This is a genomic window from Streptococcus gwangjuensis, from assembly GCF_028156745.1.
Taxonomy (GTDB): domain Bacteria; phylum Bacillota; class Bacilli; order Lactobacillales; family Streptococcaceae; genus Streptococcus; species Streptococcus gwangjuense_A.
Genome location: NZ_JAODJG010000021.1, coordinates 13,290 through 31,249, shown reverse-complemented (window position 1 = coordinate 31,249; position 17,960 = coordinate 13,290). Strand labels below are relative to the sequence as shown.

Annotated in this window: 17 protein-coding genes; all 17 read right to left on the bottom strand. The window is 40.6% G+C overall.

The window, feature by feature from the left end; all coding sequences use genetic code 11:
• Positions 1 to 17: 17 nt before the first annotated feature.
• The gene (locus N5909_RS00485) at positions 18 to 833 is read right to left on the bottom strand and encodes an ABC transporter substrate-binding protein (RefSeq protein WP_033681608.1); all 816 of its coding nucleotides are present in this window, start codon (positions 831 to 833) and stop codon (positions 18 to 20) included.
• Between the two features lie 157 nt (positions 834 to 990).
• Positions 991 to 1,644, bottom strand: a complete 654-nt coding sequence (gene phoU / locus N5909_RS00480) for a phosphate signaling complex protein PhoU (RefSeq protein ID WP_000946460.1) — start codon at positions 1,642 to 1,644, stop codon at positions 991 to 993.
• Between the two features lie 11 nt (positions 1,645 to 1,655).
• Positions 1,656 to 2,414, bottom strand: a complete 759-nt coding sequence (pstB, locus tag N5909_RS00475) for a phosphate ABC transporter ATP-binding protein PstB (protein ID WP_000133484.1) — start codon at positions 2,412 to 2,414, stop codon at positions 1,656 to 1,658.
• A 12-nt stretch (positions 2,415 to 2,426) separates the two neighbouring features.
• Positions 2,427 to 3,230: a phosphate ABC transporter ATP-binding protein PstB gene (gene pstB, locus N5909_RS00470; protein WP_000049848.1), complete on the bottom strand. Its 804-nt coding sequence runs from the start codon at positions 3,228 to 3,230 to the stop codon at positions 2,427 to 2,429.
• Positions 3,231 to 3,240: 10 nt separating this feature from the next.
• A complete protein-coding gene (gene pstA / locus N5909_RS00465; protein WP_000543046.1) occupies positions 3,241 to 4,125 on the bottom strand; it encodes a phosphate ABC transporter permease PstA in 885 nt (294 codons plus the stop codon).
• Positions 4,115 to 5,032: a phosphate ABC transporter permease subunit PstC gene (gene pstC, locus N5909_RS00460; protein ID WP_001070903.1), complete on the bottom strand. Its 918-nt coding sequence runs from the start codon at positions 5,030 to 5,032 to the stop codon at positions 4,115 to 4,117. Before pstC ends, pstA begins: the two co-directional genes overlap by 11 nt.
• Entirely contained in the window at positions 5,032 to 5,910 is an 879-nt protein-coding gene (locus N5909_RS00455) for a phosphate ABC transporter substrate-binding protein PstS family protein (protein WP_033681607.1), read from the bottom strand. The genes pstC and N5909_RS00455 overlap by 1 nt, the downstream gene beginning before the upstream one ends.
• A gap of 220 nt (positions 5,911 to 6,130) precedes the next feature.
• A complete protein-coding gene (locus N5909_RS00450; protein ID WP_033681606.1) occupies positions 6,131 to 7,435 on the bottom strand; it encodes an RsmF rRNA methyltransferase first C-terminal domain-containing protein in 1,305 nt (434 codons plus the stop codon).
• Positions 7,436 to 8,209: an inositol monophosphatase family protein gene (locus N5909_RS00445; protein WP_271630642.1), complete on the bottom strand. Its 774-nt coding sequence runs from the start codon at positions 8,207 to 8,209 to the stop codon at positions 7,436 to 7,438. It lies immediately after the preceding gene.
• The gene (locus N5909_RS00440) at positions 8,199 to 8,477 is read right to left on the bottom strand and encodes a UPF0223 family protein (protein WP_033681605.1); all 279 of its coding nucleotides are present in this window, start codon (positions 8,475 to 8,477) and stop codon (positions 8,199 to 8,201) included. The genes N5909_RS00445 and N5909_RS00440 overlap by 11 nt, the downstream gene beginning before the upstream one ends.
• Positions 8,477 to 8,878 (bottom strand): transcriptional regulator Spx, encoded by a 402-nt coding sequence (gene spx, locus N5909_RS00435; protein WP_033681604.1) that lies wholly within the window; start codon positions 8,876 to 8,878, stop codon positions 8,477 to 8,479. The genes N5909_RS00440 and spx overlap by 1 nt, the downstream gene beginning before the upstream one ends.
• A gap of 404 nt (positions 8,879 to 9,282) precedes the next feature.
• Complete coding sequence (locus N5909_RS00430) at positions 9,283 to 10,575, bottom strand: ISLre2 family transposase (protein WP_033681042.1); 1,293 nt, start codon at positions 10,573 to 10,575, stop codon at positions 9,283 to 9,285.
• A gap of 49 nt (positions 10,576 to 10,624) precedes the next feature.
• Positions 10,625 to 12,259, bottom strand: coding sequence for a relaxase/mobilization nuclease domain-containing protein (locus N5909_RS00425; protein WP_033681041.1), 1,635 nt, complete (start codon positions 12,257 to 12,259; stop codon positions 10,625 to 10,627).
• Entirely contained in the window at positions 12,253 to 12,645 is a 393-nt protein-coding gene (mobC, locus tag N5909_RS00420; protein WP_174705266.1) for a plasmid mobilization relaxosome protein MobC, read from the bottom strand. Before mobC ends, N5909_RS00425 begins: the two co-directional genes overlap by 7 nt.
• A 219-nt stretch (positions 12,646 to 12,864) precedes the next feature.
• Entirely contained in the window at positions 12,865 to 13,281 is a 417-nt protein-coding gene (locus tag N5909_RS00415; protein ID WP_033681039.1) for a hypothetical protein, read from the bottom strand.
• A 70-nt stretch (positions 13,282 to 13,351) separates the two neighbouring features.
• Entirely contained in the window at positions 13,352 to 17,689 is a 4,338-nt protein-coding gene (locus tag N5909_RS00410) for a PBECR4 domain-containing protein (protein WP_033681038.1), read from the bottom strand.
• On the bottom strand, positions 17,680 to 17,943 hold the full coding sequence (locus N5909_RS00405) for a hypothetical protein (RefSeq protein ID WP_000449753.1): 264 nt from the start codon (positions 17,941 to 17,943) through the stop codon (positions 17,680 to 17,682). Before N5909_RS00405 ends, N5909_RS00410 begins: the two co-directional genes overlap by 10 nt.
• Positions 17,944 to 17,960 lie beyond the last annotated feature (17 nt).

Below are 17,960 nucleotides of genomic sequence, written 5' to 3'. Positions count from 1 at the left end.
CCAACTCTGCTTTTTTCTTATTCTTCAACTTCAGTTAGACTTGCTGCCTTTTCAAGATAGCTTTGGTAAGTTCCTTCATCCTTGAGTTTTTGGATGACCTTGTCCACCACTTCTTTCAAGTCAGCACTGTTTTTTCTAAGGGCAACGGCATTGGCTTCGCCGTCCTTCATCTTCAAGCTGACAGTTGCGACAGCTAAGTCCGCATTTTTAGCAGCATAGCTAAGCGCAACAGGCTCATCCATGTGAACAGCATCTACTTTTCCAGCCTGTAATTCATTAACAGCTTCACCCATATTAGTTAGGGAAGTCAATTGAGCTTTTGGCAATTGTTCCTTGACCATAGCTTCTGGAACAGTCCCTTTTTGGGCTGCAATATTCGCACTTTCTAAGCTAGTTAAATCCTTGTATTTTTCTACATCAGCCTTACGAACCAAGAAACTGATCTTGTTTTCATAGTAAGGGATTGAAAAATCAAAGACTTCTTTTCTCTCGTCAGTAGCGCTAATTCCCGCAACTGCTAGATCAGCCTTACCTGTCTGAAGACTAGTCAAGACATTGTCAAAACTCATGCTTGAGATTTCCAACTTCACCCCAAGTTCATCAGCGATAGCCTGGGCCATATCAATGTCCGCACCAACTACCTGATTTTTCCCGTCAACCAAGGCTTGGAATTCAAAAGGTGCATAATCAGGACTAGTCGCCACAACTAATTTCCCCTTTTGCTTAATGGCCTCAACAGCTGACTGAGAACCATTCGAACCTGACTGGCAAGCTACTAAGAAGAAACTTGCAAGAAAGCTACATAAAACAAATATCCATTTTTTTGATTTCATAAATAAACAACCTCTCTGTTAATTTTGTATAATTATAACGCTATCCAAGTTGCTTGTCAAGCATTTTTTGAATTTTTATCTTAAAAATATTTTTTTCATTCAATAAAAGGAGCTATCAGTTGATTCCAAGCTCCTTTTTATACAAAATTATCCTATTTTATAGTTCGACAATCTTACCTGTTTCAAAGTAAACAACCCATTCACAGATATTTTTGGCATAGTCTCCAATGCGTTCCAAGAAGGCAATCACTTGGAAATAATCACGACCTGTAACGATGGCATCTGGATTTTTCTTGATTTCTTCTGTAGCCAAGTCACGAATGCTATCAAAGTAATGGTTGATTTTTTCGTCCATTGCTGCTACTTCATAGGCCTGATCTACTGAACCATTGAGATAGAGTTCAAGGGCTGCTTCAACGAAGTTCTTGACATCACGCCCCATTCTCTTAATTTCCTCTTCAACAGCTGGGATGCGTTGCTCCCCCTTCATACGAATGGCTGCTCTTGCAATGGAAACGGCATGGTCCCCCATACGTTCCAAGTCAGATACGGCTTTTAAGACTGTTAAAACGGTACGCAAGTCCTGAGAAACCGGTTGTTGGAGGGCAATCATTTCAAATGATTTCTTCTCCAATTTCACTTCGTATTCGTTTACTTCTGCATCGTCTTCGATGACTTCTTTGGCCAAATCACGGTCATGCGTAACAAAGGCACGCACTGTACGATTGATTTGGGATAGCACTTCTTGTCCCATAGCATAGAACTGGTTGTGCAATTTCTCTAAATCTTCCTCAAATTGAGAACGTAACATCATTTATCTCCTTATCCAAATTTTCCTGAAATATAATCTTCTGTTTCCTTGTGTTGTGGGTTGAGGAACATCTTCTTGGTATCGTTAAACTCGATCAGATCTCCATCTAGGAAAAATCCTGTCTTGTCAGAAATACGAGAGGCTTGTTGCATGGAACGCGTAACCAAGAGCATGGTGTATTTATCTTTTAGACCATACAAGGTTTCCTCAATCTTACCAGCCGAGATAGGGTCCAAGGCTGAAGTCGGTTCATCCAAAAGAATGATTTTAGGACTGGTTGCCAAGACACGGGCAACACAGACACGTTGCTGTTGTCCACCTGAAAGCCCGATAGCTGAATCATGCAGGCGATCCTTGACCTCATCCCAGATGGAAGCTCGTTGCAAGGCTTTTTCAACCGCCTCATCTAGAACCTGCTTGTCCTTAACTCCATTGATACGAAGCCCATAAACAACATTTTCGTAGATAGACATAGGGAAGGGGTTTGGTTGTTGGAAAACCATACCAATTTCCTTCCGCAATTCAACTGTATCTGTACGTGGACTGTAGATATTATGGCCGTTGTAAACCACCGAACCTGTTGTTGTCACCTCTGGATTGAGATCCCCCATGCGGTTGATAGCCTTTAGGAGGGTTGACTTCCCTGATCCAGATGGACCAATCAAGGCTGTAATTTCCTTAGGTTGGAAAGATAGGGAAACACTATTCAAGGCCTTTTTTTGATTGTAGTAAACGGACAGGTCTGATACCTGTAAAATCGCTTCTGTCATACTGTTTCCTTTCTATCCAAAGTGTCCTGTTACGTAGTCATTGGTTGACTGTAGTTTGGCATTTTGGAAAATATTAGAGGTCTTATCGTACTCTATCAAGTCACCCAAGTAGAAAAATCCTGTGTAGTCACTAGCACGCGCAGCCTGCTGCATACTATGGGTCACGATGATGATGGTGAAGTCCTTCTTCAATTCCAACATGGTTTCTTCCAGTTGGGCTGTCGCAATCGGATCCAAGGCAGACGCTGGTTCATCCATCAAGAGGATATCTGGTTTAACAGAAATAGCACGAGCGATACAGAGACGTTGCTGCTGACCACCTGACAGGGTCAAGGCTGACTTGTGCAAATCGTCTTTGACCTGATCCCAAAGGGCAGCTTGACGAAGAGAGGTTTCCACAATTTCATCCAAGACTTGCTTGTCCTTAACCCCTGCACGTTCATGGGCAAAAGTGATATTGCGGTAAATAGACTTAGCAAAAGGATTTGGTCGTTGGAAGACCATTCCGATGTGTTTACGCATCTCATAGACATTGATTTCTGGACGGTTGACATCAATCCCTTGATAGAGAATTTGACCTGTTACCTTTGCAATATCAATAGTATCATTCATACGGTTGAGACTGCGGAGGTAGGTTGATTTTCCTGAACCAGAAGGGCCAATTAAGGCAGTAATTTTATTCTTTTCAAATTGCATATCGATGCCCTTGATGGATTCATTTTTACCGTAGTAAACATGTAAATCCTTAGTAGAGAGGGCCACTTTCTCTTCAGGGAAGGTGATGATATGCTTTTCATCCCAATTATATTTTGACATGGCTTCTCCTTTAGGCAGCGGTTAATTTCTTATGTAGGTAGCTTCCAAGTTTGCGGGCTCCAAAGTTAAAGATGAGGATAAAGATGAGGAGCACTGCGGCAGAACCTGCTGATACGATGGTTCCATCTGGAATAGTACCTTCACTATTGACCTTCCAGATGTGGACAGCCAAGGTTTCTGCTTGACGGAAGATAGAGATTGGGCTAGTCACACTGAGAATATTCCAGTTAGACCAGTCAAGAGCTGGAGCGGATTGCCCTGCTGTATAGATGAGTGCTGCCGCCTCACCAAAGATACGACCAGAGGCCAAGACGACACCAGTGACAATGCCTGGTAGGGCTTCTGGAATGACCACATGGACTACAGTCTCCCAACGAGAAATCCCAAGAGCTAGGCCAGCTTCACGTTGCGTATGGTGAACGTGTTTCAAGCTGTCTTCAACATTACGAGTCATTTGAGGCAGGTTAAAGACTGTCAAAGCCAAGGCACCTGAAATAATTGAAAATCCATACTCAAACTGAACTACAAAGATCAAGTAACCAAAGAGACCTACAACCACTGATGGCAATGAAGACAAGATTTCAATACAGGTTCTGACAAAATTGGTCACAGGACCTTTTTTAGCATATTCAGCTAGGAAAATCCCAGCCCCCATAGATAAAGGCACAGAGATAATCAAGGTAATAACCAGAAGGAAGAAGGAATTATAGAGCTGAATTCCAATCCCTCCGCCTGCTTGGTAGGAAGATGATTTGCCGGTCAAGAAAGACCAAGAGATGTGGGGCAAACCACGAACCAAGATATAAAGAATCAAGGATGCCAAGATGGCAACAATAATTCCTGCAATCGAGTAGAGGACAGCTGTTGCAATTTTATCTAATTTCTTAGCGTGCATAGTTTTTCTTTCCTCTTTCTTTCGTAATCAATTTAATCACACTGTTGAAGGCCAAACTCATCAAGAGCAAGACTAAGGCCAATGACCAAAGAACGTTATTGTCAACTGTTCCCATAACGGTATTTCCGATACCCATGGTCAAGACAGAGGTTAAGGTCGCAGCAGGTGTTGTTAGTGAAGTTGGGACAACGGCTGAGTTTCCGACCACCATCTGAATGGCCAAGGCCTCACCAAAGGCACGCGCCATCCCAAAGACCACTGCTGTGAAAATTCCTGAACGCGCCGCCTTCAAGGTCACGCGCCAGATGGTTTGCCAACGAGTAGCTCCCATAGCCAAACTAGCTTCGCGATAGTGACGAGGCACCGCACGCAAGCTATCCGTTGTCATAAAGGTTACCGTCGGTAAGATCATGACAAAGAGAACGAAAATCCCTGACAAAATCCCAAAACCAGTACCACCAAAGACACTACGGACAAAGGGAACTACGACCTGCAAACCTATAAATCCATACACTACTGAAGGAATTCCGACTAGCAATTCAATGGCTGGTTGCAAGATTCTAGCACCTTTTGGTGAGACTTCAGTCATAAAGACTGCCGCACCAATGGCAAAAGGAGTTGCGATAAGAGCTGATAGGATTGTGACAATAAAGGAACCCAAAATCATAGGAAGGGCACCAAATTGTTTACCTGAAGGATTCCAAGTTTGGCCAAAAAGGAAATCAAAGATATTAACTCCATTGACAAAGAAGGTCGACAAGCCTTTTTGGGCTACGAAAATCAAAATCATAGCCACAATGATAACAATCAAAGACAGACAGGCAAAGGTCAAACCTTTTCCTAGTTTCTCTAAACGAGAGTTCTTTGAGGGAGAAAGTAATTTTTTAGCTAATTCTTCTTGATTCATTATTGACTCCCTTCTAGTGCTGTCACCGTTCCTACAGCATCTTTTTCAACCTTCATTTCCTTAACAGAAATATAGCCCATTCCCTTAACGATTCCACTTTGCGCTTCATCAGAGAGGACAAAGTTGAGAAATTCTGCCACCAATTCATTTGGTTGACCTAGGGTGTACATGTGTTCATAAGACCACAAAGGCCAGTTATTGGTTGTAACATTTTCTGCAATCGGCTCATAGCCATTCAACTTCATACGTTTCACCGAGTCATCCACATAGGCAAAGGCTAGGTAAGAAATGGCTCCTGGTGTCTGGGAAACAATGTTTTTGACCATCCCATTTGAATCCTGTTCTTGACTCTGCACAGCAGACTGACCATCCATGATAACACTATCAAAGGTTGCACGTGAACCAGAACTTGCTGCACGGTTAATAATAGAAATGGCTAGGTCTTTCCCGCCGACTTCTTTCCAGTTGGTTACTTGACCTGTGAAGATGCTACGGAGTTGTTCTGTTGTCAGATTTTCAACGTCAACTTCCTTGTTTACAATCACTGCCAAGCCCGCTACGGCTACCTTATGATCCACTAGAGCGGATGCGTTGATACCGTCTTTTTCCTCGGCAAATACGTCTGAATTTCCTACATCAACGGCTCCAGACTGAACCTGAGACAGACCTGTACCAGATCCTCCACCTTGGACGTTGACTGTTTTTCCAACGTGTATAGAGCCAAATTCATCTGCTGCTGCTTCGACCAAGGGCTGAAGAGCCGTTGAGCCAACAGCTGTCATGGATTCCCCACGATCAATCCAGCTAGCACATCCCGCCAAAGAACCTGCTAGCAAAAGAGCAGCTAGGGATAGAGCGAGTTTCTTCCTTTTTTTCACTGTTTTTCTCCTTGAAAATAATGGTGAATGCTGTGAATTTTTTCAACTATTTATTTATGTTTTTCTTTTTTAAAATTGGGAGCCAACTGAAGATGCAAGCTTAATTTTACTAGAAAGTTGCTCAGTTGCTTTCGCCACCAATTTTGACTTAAAATAAAAGACAATTTGAAAAAATCCATACTTCCACTATAACATAGACAAGCTACTTTGACTAGCATTTTCACTTGAATCTGAGGCCTTTTGGAAAATAATTTTTCAAAACATTTCCAGTCACCTTAGCAAAGCCCAAACCATTGCCTTGAACCAAAACTTGGTACCAACCATTTGGCAGACTCTCCGCCAGCTGGACAGTCTCTCCAGCCGCATACTTAACAAACTCTTCTTGGTCAATTTCAACCGACTGCTTGACCTGACTCGGTTTCAAAGCTAGACCAAGAGCAAAACTAGGCTCAAAGCGTTTCTTCTTGAAGGTTCCCAGATGCAGTCCATTGCGAGCAATCTTGAGCTTACCTAAATCTGGCAAGAGTTCTGGCAAGAGATAGAGCTGGTCACCAAAAGTCTGCAAGATTCCCTTTAGATTGACCTTCAAGTGTTTTTGAGCAAATTCCTGCCACAAAGTGAGCTGTTCACGACTTAGATTGCTCTTACTTGCCTTACATTTAGGGGCTGGATTTTCACCCTTAAATTGTAAATGGGCGACAAACTGACCCTCTCCCTTAAAATGATGAGGGTACATCCGAGCCGTTTCTGGCAAGTCAATGCCAGCTACCATTCCATTGATATGCTCAACTGGCAACAAATCAAAATCATACTCTTTCAATAGCCAATTAACTATTTCTTCGTTTTCCTCAGGTGCCCAGGTACAGGTCGAATAAACCAGACGACCTCCCTCTGCCAGCATGGTCACTGCATCTGCTAGAATTTCTCTTTGCAAGCTAGCACATTGACTTGGATAATCTAAGCTCCAATAGTCCATAGCATCTGGTTGCTTACGAAACATCCCTTCACCAGAGCAAGGGGCATCAATAACGATTAAGTCAAAATAGCCCTTAAAAACATTGGCCAAGCGGTCAGCAGATTCATTGGTCACCACGACATTTGTCGCTCCAAAGCGCTCCATGTTTTCTACTAAAATCTTAGCCCGTTTGCTTGAAATTTCATTGGAAACAAGGAGACCCTCCCCTGCTAGATAGGCTGCTAGTTGAGTTGATTTGCCACCCGGTGCAGCAGCCAAATCCAAGACTTTCATACCAGGACTGGGCTGGGCTACCTGAGCAACCATCTGGGCAGCGGGTTCTTGCGAATAAACTAGACCTGTAGCATGCTCAGGCGATTTCCCTGAAACCTTTCCATAGTGGCCCCAAGGGGTTTGAGGGATGGCATCAGGAAAGGAAACTGGCGCTTCTTTTAAAGGATTGACCCGAAAGGCCGAAACCGTTTCCTCCTCAAAAGAGGCAAGAAAACCCCTTGCCTCATCTCCTAGTATCTCTTCATATTTTTCAACAAATCCTTCTGGAAATTGCATTTAAGTTTTTTTCCTTTCGTAAATATAGGACTGAATTTCCTCCTGCATCTCAAGAGGTAGCATCATGACCGGCTGTCTGGTTTGAAAATCAGGAGCTTCACCAGATAGGGTCACAACCCGATAGCCCAGACTTTCTCCTAAAATACTAGCTGCAGCATAATCCCATGGTTGCAGATAGGTGACATAGGTCAACAAACGCCCTGATAAAATCTTGGCAAAACTAATGGCCGCACTCCCATAAACACGAACACCAAGAACCGCTCGACTCAAATCAGCCAAGCCCCATTCATTTGTTTCCAGCATGCCACTATTTCCTGCAATGAGAAAATCTCCAAGGGGTTTTGCTTTAAAGGGAGCTAGGAGCTGATTATTTCGGCAAACTGGAAACTTACCACCACCGTGATAACAATCCCCTTTGACCACATCATAAATCAGACCAAACTGTCCACGACCATTTTCAAAATAAGCCATCATAACAGCAAAATCTTCCTGCTGGGCTACAAAATTATTGGTCCCATCAATCGGATCAATAACCCAAACCTTGCCCTCTTGAACCGAGGCTCGCAGACAACCTTCTTCAGCACAAATCTTATCCTTAGGATAACGGGATAGAATTTCACCAACCAAAAGTTCTTGAACTTCCTTATCCAGTCTGGTTACCAAATCCGTTGGAGAGGACTTAGTCTCAACATACAAGTCTTCCTTCATATGGTCAAGAATGTACTGCCCCGCCTTCTTGACAAGCTCCTTGGCAAATTCAAATTTACTTTCCAAGAGAAATCTTTCCTTCCCCTTTTTCCATGGCAGCCTGAACTGCTCGGTAAAGCGAATAGCCACTAACTGTTTCAAATTCTCGTCCCAAACGTTTTTCTTCGCTCTTACTTGGCACTACCGCCTTGAATCCCTTATAGGAGTCCAGTAACTTTTTAGCTTCTACCTTGCTTTCATAGGCAGCTTCAACATCATTAAAAAAAGAAAGCACTGAAGCAAGTTCTTCAGTGCTCCACGACAAATCTAGTGGGTAACTATACTGTTTGTTCATTAACTAATACCAGCTCTCATTCTTGCTTCTTTTAGTTCTTGCTTACGGTAACTACGAGGGAGAAAAGCACGAATCTCATCTTCATTAAAACCGATTTGCATGCGTTTGGCATCGATAATAATTGGACGACGCAAAAGACTAGGATGCTGCTCAATCAAATGAAGCAATTCCGATACCGAGATGCTCTCTACATCGATATCTAATTTTTGAAAAATTTTTGAACGAGTTGAAATGATGTCATCAGTACCATTTTCGGTCAAGGAAAGGATATGTTGCAATTCTTTTCTTGTTAAAGGACTGGTCATAATATTGTGTTCCTCAAAGGGCACCTTATGTTTTTCTAACCAGGCCTTCGCCTTACGACATGAAGTACAGCTCGGTGATAGAAATAGTGTAATCATGCTTTTCTCTTCTTATCTATACTTTGCTAATTCTATTATACAAAAAAATAAAGCGCTTGACTAGAGATGTTTGTGTCTAAATTTTTGGGAATAATCAAATATCCTTATAACTCAATAAGAAAGCGAGATTTTTCAGACAAAAAAACTGGAAAAAGTTCCTCACTTTACCCCAGCCCTTGACTATATTGCACTATTTATGCTACAATATTGTTTGACTGATTAAGCAAAGTGTGTGTTTGTCTTAATCGGTGGTGTAGAAGTTGCTGCTTCTACACCTTTTTCGTTTTTATTTACTCTATTATTGTAACACACATTAGGCAAAAAAGCAACTATTTTGTATAAAAACATGACAAAAACACCTCTAAAAAAATCTTTTTTTAGAGGCTTTTGTCTGCCTTTTTGTATTATTTATGCCCTCTTTTTCTGATAACAGCTTTGTGCGGCCTATGGTTAATACGAAATCCTGCACCTAGTCCCGTATCCCTAAATTCTTCATACTCTTGTCTCCAAGATCCAAAAAATAGATTGTATAGCTGATCAATTCGTTCAAGGAGTATCATTCTGGACATAGTACAAGCCCCTTCGATGGACCAATACATCCCTCGATGTTTCATACGGTAAGTAACCTTTCGGTGCTGACTCTCCATTACTCCGATACCACGTGAGGATAACCCTCTAAGTTTAGGTGGTCTAGTGTCACAGAAATTTCTTAATAATTTCTTACGAAAATTGTAAAAATTATCAAGAGCTTCTTGACTTTCTGTGAGAGATTCAACTGTATCTAGTACGGTCTGAAGCAGGTTCTTCTGATGATTTTTGATGGCCCTAAAAGCAAGATCAAGTAGTGTAGATGGGTACGGCTTCAGGAATCTTTTAAGTTCTTCATTGACATGATAAGCATCCCAGAAATGCTCATGACGTTTAATCCGTAGGACCTTCTTAATTTCTTGAAATATTCTGCGAGAATATCCTTTACCATTGTCCGAGTTAGTGATAAGAAGAGTTCGATCAGTGATTTCAAAATGATTGCAGAGATAGTCTATCAATTCTTCCTTTGCTTGTTCATGGCTTGTATGGATAATCTCATGTTTATTCTCTAGTACATACCGATTATTACCAACCTTCTTCGCTCCAGTATGAATCAGGAAATGGGCTAAGTCTGTATTGTGTCGTTCATCATTGCTTGATGTTGTCTTGACGAGCACACCATCTCCCTCCAGGTAGATTTTATCTACCTGTATTTTTTTCGGTTGCTCATCACCTCTAAACAGCCGATAACGTTCCCTCTCTGAAAAGAGTCTACCTGCCATTTTTACAGACTTCAACACAGCATCCTTTGTTATCTCTAGGCGATAAGCCATCTTAACTGTTCGACAAACTTCACGGTAGGATAAAACGGAAGCGTGTTTTGCCATGTGAAAAATCAACTCAGGAGAATAACGCATATACTTTTCTAAGCCTAGCCACTCATCAACAGGATAACAAGTTTTCTTTCCCTTTCGCCAGCGATTCCTAGAAAAGGTCATCTCTCCAAATGTAAAAACAACTGTCCTCTCTGTACTATCTATCCGTTTATATCCCCTCCGTCTCATGGTGGGAGCTATCTGCTCGTCATAATCTCTTACTCGCTTCAGGAATTGCTGCTTACGTTTGCGATCTAGTTCTGCGACAAATTCTTTTTCATCAAATCTAAACATACTCTCTATTGTACTGAAATCATGACTAGATTGAAAATATCAGAAACTTTTACAAGGTTTTTTCATCTTCAAAACGTCGGTCAACTTTCTCTTCACGACTACGCACGTGCTCCTTAACATCTCTATAATCTGTGTAATGTTTTAATGTATCATCAAAGAACTCTTGTAAGGCTCCTTTTTCAATTTGGAATTGTTTGATCAGTTGACTGACATCTTCCAGTCCCATATCTTTTGGAACTCCTAAATCATCCAATAGTTGTACCGCTACAAGACTATTTTCTGGAGATTTCTGGATGGCTAAAAGTGCTCCTTCAATTTTATGATAACGTCCAAGTCGCTCATCTAGTTGTCTTAATTCCTCCAGGGTAATCTCAATCTTTTCATTAAAACGATTTTCCAAATGTTGAAATTGTGCTCCATCTGTCACGCCGTGCTCGACTAAGAAATTATATTCCTTAATCAGCTCACGTATAGAGGAAATTTGAGCATTTTTAGTTACGACTGTCTCACCATTTTGTTTGGCCAATTGTCTTGCGACAGTCAAACCCATCATGTACCGATTTTTTTGTGATTGATCAGGATTGAGAAAATAAAAATAGTCTTTCTCTTTGATATAGATGGTATAATTTCCATCCTCATTTTTATCAACTTTATGAGAAGGTATTAAAATTGTACCACTATTTAAAGCTCCCATATCCATCTGCACGTAAATGCCTTGCTTGCTTTCTTGCTCGACCTGCCAGGATTCCACTTCCAATTTCAATTCAAAATCATTTGCCGTTTTTTCTTTTGATTCTTGGTATTGTTCTTTCAATTCCTCCACATCAAAAACTAACTGATTCTTAGAAATTCTCTCTTTTATTTTTTCAAGAGAATAGAGTCCTTTCTTCGATAATGTATCATCTCGGACATTTCTTTGTTGGGGCTGATCGAGCAATTTATACTTCACAAATTTTCCAGAGAAATCAATCTGAAGATTAAGCGCAGCTGACTTTTGTTTGAAATCTTCTAACGACAAAGAGTGCTTCAGAAGAAAATCCAGACGCTCCTTAATTTCAAACCGATAATTATTTTGTCTCCGCCAAGCAGAATACTTTGTATAAGAATTTTTCATAGTAGGCTCAATAATTTTAGCGCCGTATCGTGCCGCATGTTTGTCCGAAATGCCTCTCAAATTTTTCAAGGTTTTCTTTTCCCAACGAAATTTCTTGAGCGTTGAGGTATTGGTGGTATTAAGTATGATATGGTTATGAAGATGATCTTTATCCGTGTGGGTTGCGATCACAAACTCATAATTTCCACCTGTCAATTCTAACATCGTTTGACGGCCAATTTCATGAACCTGCTCAGGAGTCAAGTTATCATCTGGAGAAAAAGACTGGATAATGTGATGGGCCAATACTTGTTTTCCTGAAGATAATTCTTTCAAGTCATCATCTCCTTTTTTAAAGGCTGCAGCCAATTTTGTCATAACCATTTCCTCATCTGCTACGCTAAAATCAGAGATCCCATTGCCAGATACTAGCTTCATTTGAAGTTCACCATTATGATAGACAAGAGGAAAATCAAGATCACTTTCTGCGGTTTCTGACACAAGTGTTTTCGCTTCATTCAGAATATAGCGTACAGCTATTTTTAAATTGGAAGGAGTTTTAATTTGTTTGGGTGCTTTGATTACTACCATTCGTCATACGTCCTTATAGTTTTTACTTTTCGCTCCTGTAAACTTTTCTTCTCTGCGCTAGAAAGTTTGGCAGCTACCATCTCTTTCAACTCAGATAGATAGTCAATAACTTGTGCTACTTCCTCTGTCGTAACCCCTTGATTTTCGTTAGCATGCTTGGCAATTTGGTTGATGTTCGTGCCCACTCGATTGATAGCAACTCGAAGGTCTTTCAATTCAGAAAAATCAATTTGAACCACCTTCCCTTGTACCAGTTGATTCTTCGCATAGTATTGAAAAGATGGAACTCCCATTTGGGCCATCGCCGTTTTAATTTGACGATCTTCCTCTGGTGTTAGTCGTATCAATTTTTGTATATAGCGTTTTCTATTTTCTCGTTTCTGCATTATTTTTTTTATCCTCTTTCTCTCAAAGGCTCTGGCATTTTCTGACCAGGCATCATCCCCTGACTTCCTTGTGGCAAGCGTAGCAAATGGATATCCATTTGCGAAATTTAAAAAAAATCAGAGAAGGAGAACCCTGCAGTTTTCCTTCTTGATTTTCTCAGTTTTGGGGAAATCCCCAAGCCCCTTTCTTATATCTTTTGGAGTACAACTTCTAACAATTTATCGTAACCAACTGAAGATGTTTTTGAAAATAGATGATTGCTTATCACTATTTTCTACACTTTTTTCTTTCTGACCTTGCAACTTTTCAGCTAGGACAGAAAGTTGTTGAGTAGTTAGAGGCTGGAAAATAGACTGCCCAATTTGTATTTCTGTCAGTAAGATTTTTTCAGTGAGTACAGCTTGAAATTCTTCATCTGTAATCATCTTGAGTAGCTCAATATTTTCTTCTTCCCACTCCAAAAGAGCAGGATCTCCTTCAGGTAGTTGAGACTGTTCTTCCTCTAGTTGCTCCAGAACTTTTTGGCGAGTCAAGTCTTTAGCGTTTGGCAATACTCCTTGAACTCTGTCTCCATCCATGATTGGAATAAAGTCTGAAAGGATGATAATCAGTTGTTCTTCTTGTTCATTAGTCATGAGTGTTGTCCTCCTTGATGATGATTTGTTTTTAATTTGACCTTGGGTTTATTTGGGGTGTCCCGTTCGGTCATTTCGAGAAACCCTTCTCTTTTTTTGATTGTGCATCTGCTTTCAACTCCTGCTTGTGATCTTCGACAGCCTGCTTGCTCTGATCTTTAAACTTCTCCAGTTTTTGTTCAAAACTACGCTTCGTTTGTTTCTCCTGACTCAATCTTAATTGTTCCAATGCTTGATCCATCCGAACCATTAAACTTTTAGCTTCTTGTTGGACAATATCTAACTGTGCTTCTAAATCAGCAAGTGTCTCCTTATCAGCAGACCACCCAGATAGATAGTTAAAGGAGTACTCTGACGTATCAATACCATAGTATGAAGAAACAACATAAGCAACACTTTCAGCCTGGAGTTCAGCAGTGCTTCTAGTTAGATTTTCTTTTTGAGGATTATCTGCATGATGCAACTCTGCATGAGCCATCTCATGTAAGAAAGTTTTAATAATTTGAGCCTTGTTCATCTCATTACTACGTAAAACAATTTGATTTTCTGGGACAGAATAATATCCATGTTTATTATTTTCCATCTCCTCAAATCGAACCGATACATCATTTTCTTTTGCAATAGCCATCAGGGCACGGTAAAGATTTGCATAGTCCAAATCAGTCAGCTGTTCTTTCACTTCTGCAGCTTTTGGCATCTCCTTTCCTTCTGTCTGACTAACATCAAAAACTGGTACCAAACCAAAGAATGTAACTGTTTCTGGTTTCCCATTTTTATCCAATATTGGTTGGTTATTCTCATCATTTTTGATCTTCGTCATAGGTTTAAAAATACGTAAAGCCTTCTCACCTTTTTTCACATAGCGACCAAAGTTTTCTTTCCACTGCTTGAAAGAAGCTACTTGCCTTGCTTCAGGATTTTGTGCAAGAATTAAGCGTAAGTTGCGATTAGAATAATTATTTAGTTGGCTCATTTTCGTTAGATAGTCTTTGTACTTATCTGAATCCAGAAACTCCTTAATCCCTTCTTTAAAATGACGACTTAATCCTGCCATATCTTTATTTTGAATAAAATCTGCGACTGCAAGACTGCCAGCTGCTAACACAACTTCGTCCGCTTGTAGACTCTCCTCGCCCTCTGGTTTAGAACCTGGTTTCGATCTAAAATCATACGGATTCGTTCCCTGAAGCAACTCCTCCTCATCAGAAACACCATCAGCATCCGCATCATGTTCCAACTCCTGCTTGTTGTAGCCTTGTTCTTCTAGTTTGATTTCTTCCTCTTGTGATTTCTCAAATTCTTCTCGGACTGTGGAGATCGTTTGTTCAACTTTTTCTGATAAACCTTTGATTTCTTTTTGCCATTTTTCAATAAGGGCCAATTGTTCCATAGGTGAGTCTTTGACTCCCAACTTCTCAAACCAAGCAGATAGATTTTCGACCTCAACACTATCCATTCCATCAAAAGAGATAAATCCAAGGCGACCATCATGACTACTATCTGTAAATCCAATTGGACTATTTTCCAAATCTCCAAATGGGAGTTGGGATAGAAGTTGATCTGCGTAAAGAGTATCTTCTAAAGCGTAACTGAACTGAGAAATATCTAACTCACTCGCCAATCTCTCCAGATGATACGGAGTGAATATGGCCCCATCTATCTTCATCAATTCTGGGTACTCTCTCATTTCTCGTGTTCCAAGTCTTCCTTTGTGAGCGATTGGGTTAATCTCATTCCCAATATCGTAACGGATGCCATCCTGGATCAGTTCACCATCGGGAGCGTAGATACTAAACTGGATCTTAGTTGGAGAGATGTAACCTTCTGGGCGACCATCAGTCACTTGTTTTAGTCCTTCCTGATGTAACGGATAGAAGCTCTGATTGGCCTTGTAAAGCTCTCTAGCAAAATCTTGATAAGATATCAGATCTGTTTCTTTAAAGGGCAATTTAGGCCCATCTGGGCGCTCCTCAGCCCATTGAAGGCGTACATGGTAGTTTTCTTTATAGATATGATCTTGTTTCCATTCTTTATAAAAATCTGAATTTGTGTCTAGAAGATGATCTTCTCCAGCTGCAGCAACAATCTGGTCAAATTTATCATTGTACCGTTTCGCATAGTCAAGATACTGATTCCAGGCTTGATGAAATTCTTCTGGAGTTTTTGAGATGTCACCTGGCACACCTAAATTATAGACAGTATCTAGGACTTGAGTAAACATAGCTGAATCAAGTAGTAAGCCATTCAGTGTGTTTTCAGGAGTTATTTGTTCAATTCCCTTAGTTGTATCAAGCTTGATTTCTTCAAACAAGCCATCTTTCAAAATGGTTTGCAACTCATTTCCTCTATCCTTGACATAATCCTCATTGATAGACAACTGTTCAATATTACCATCACGTTCACGAAAGACAGCAAGTATAACTTTTTCCTTAGTTTTCTCTACATCAACTTTTAGATCTCTCTTGATTTTCATGAGAGATGCAGGGACACGTTCTTCTCCTATATCTTTGAAAAGAAGCAAGAAATCCTCGTCTTTACTCTTGATAGCTTCTGAAAAGTTAAGTCGTTGCGCAATTCTCACTTCGTCTAAGTTATCCAAAACAAACGATTTAGGATCAAGAATATCCTCTAGCATAGGAATAACTTGTAATTTTTCTTTTAGACTATTACTAACCAGTATTTGATTATAGTCTCCCCTTCCCTCAGCAAAATCGACTACAAAATCTCCAGCATTCCTACCTGGAACAACTGGCCTGATTCCTGTTAAGTGTAAAAAGTTTTCTCGTTTAAAATTAACATCTAGCAAACTCACCTCTCCATTATTGGAATAGAAATAATAGATTTTACTATTCGCTAATTCCTCTAAATACCATTGAGATGATTTCTGAATAGAACCAGCGTACTGATTCATTCTTTTCAAATCATCAGCTGTAATTGGATGGTATTTCGATTGTCTTCGTTGCACTTCCTCAAAAGTTGTGCTAAAATGTAAGTAACGATAGGGTGATGTCGGGTGACTGGCAACAGTTTGCTCAAAGGTTGCTGATAATTCAGCTTCAGGTTCGGCACTGCCTACAGCATCATGCTGTGAATAGCCCTCTCCACCACTGGCCCTATCATTCATTTGCTCCTGGGAACTCTCAGGAGCTTTTTCTGTGCTCTGAATTTGTTTTTTGGGCTCCCTACCATCTCCAAGAGGATTGGAAGGTTTTTCATAGGTCACTGTTTTGTCCGAATCAATAACCATTTGTTTTCTAGGCTCTACTGAAAAACCTATATTATTCCAGTTTTCCTTCAACCACGCTGCATCTTCAGGAGAAAGGTGGCTGGTATCAGGAAAAGAACTTGATGAGTGAATTTCCTCAGTCTTCTCCATTTGTTTTTCCTGCCTCAGAATCTCATTCCAGTCTGTCTTCTCCTGACCTTCACGTTGTGGTGGTCTTGCATCGATAACTGGGATTTTCTTCTCCCGTAGTTTGGTGATAAAGTCTGTACCTGCTTTATCACGATCAACTGCCAACGTGATGAGATCATCGTATTTGTGATCTTGGAAAAGTGTGGAGGTTTCCGCTGCAACAGATAGGAATCTCGAGGTACGTGTTAGTTCGCTAGACTTGGTATAATCCCTTTCATCCATCGCAATCTCCCCTCGATCCTGTAACATTTCAAGAACATAGTGGGATAATACTCCCTCTTTCAATCCTTCCATCGCAACTAGTCGAACATCGTTTAATTCGCCCTTATGAAGCTCATAATAGCTCATAAGGTCAATTGGTGCCTCTGTCACAATTAAACGCTCAGGAGAGCCTATAGAAACGTTTAAGCCACTGATAGCCTCTGATTGATACATGATTTGTTTCAAGTAGCCCTTACCTGGATGACGTTCTTGATCAGGAACAAGTCCCTGAAGGCTCGCACCTACCAGTTGCTGATTTCTATCCAAGTATTTAAAAACTAATACGTCTTCTATAACGCCCTCTTTGTCCTTACGTTTAGCTTGAGCAATTACTCCCTTCTCAAGGAAGAAGTCGATTGTATCATCAGAGAGACCTCTAATCTCCTTAAGATAGGCTCTCGCCTCCACAAATGGTTGTTCGTAAGGCGCTAGTGTATAGTTGAAGGGTTTTCGCGCTTCCTCTACTGGTTTTGCTTCAGGAAAGGAACCTGTCTCCAAGAATACCATAGCATCTTTATAGCTGACATTTTGCATTTGTTGCACGAGATTGATAGTATCGCCAAATAGGTTTTGAGAATACCAATGCCAGGTATTTTTCACAGTATCAATCTTAAACGAGTCATGCTCGGCCCAGTAATACTCTCGGTGTGACTTTCTCTTCATTTCCATTCCGAGACTACGAGCTACTTCTAAAATATCCAGCGATTTTGCCTGTGCTTTTGTTAAAACCATCCTGTTTCCTCCTCGACCAATTCCTTGAATAAAAGATAACCCTCAGGAGTTGCATCTAGTTCACTAACAACTAATGGATCTTCCTGATTCGTTGTCACAAAAAGATGAGGAGCTAATTGATAAAAACTCTCCTCATCTGCCTGTATAAGTAGCTGCCAAATAGCATAACGTTCTGTGGCTAAATTTTCTAGCTTTAATGCTAGAACCTGCGAGATACTCTCCAGGTATCCTAATTGTGTTTTAGGTGTTTCCATCCTACTATCCTTTCTGT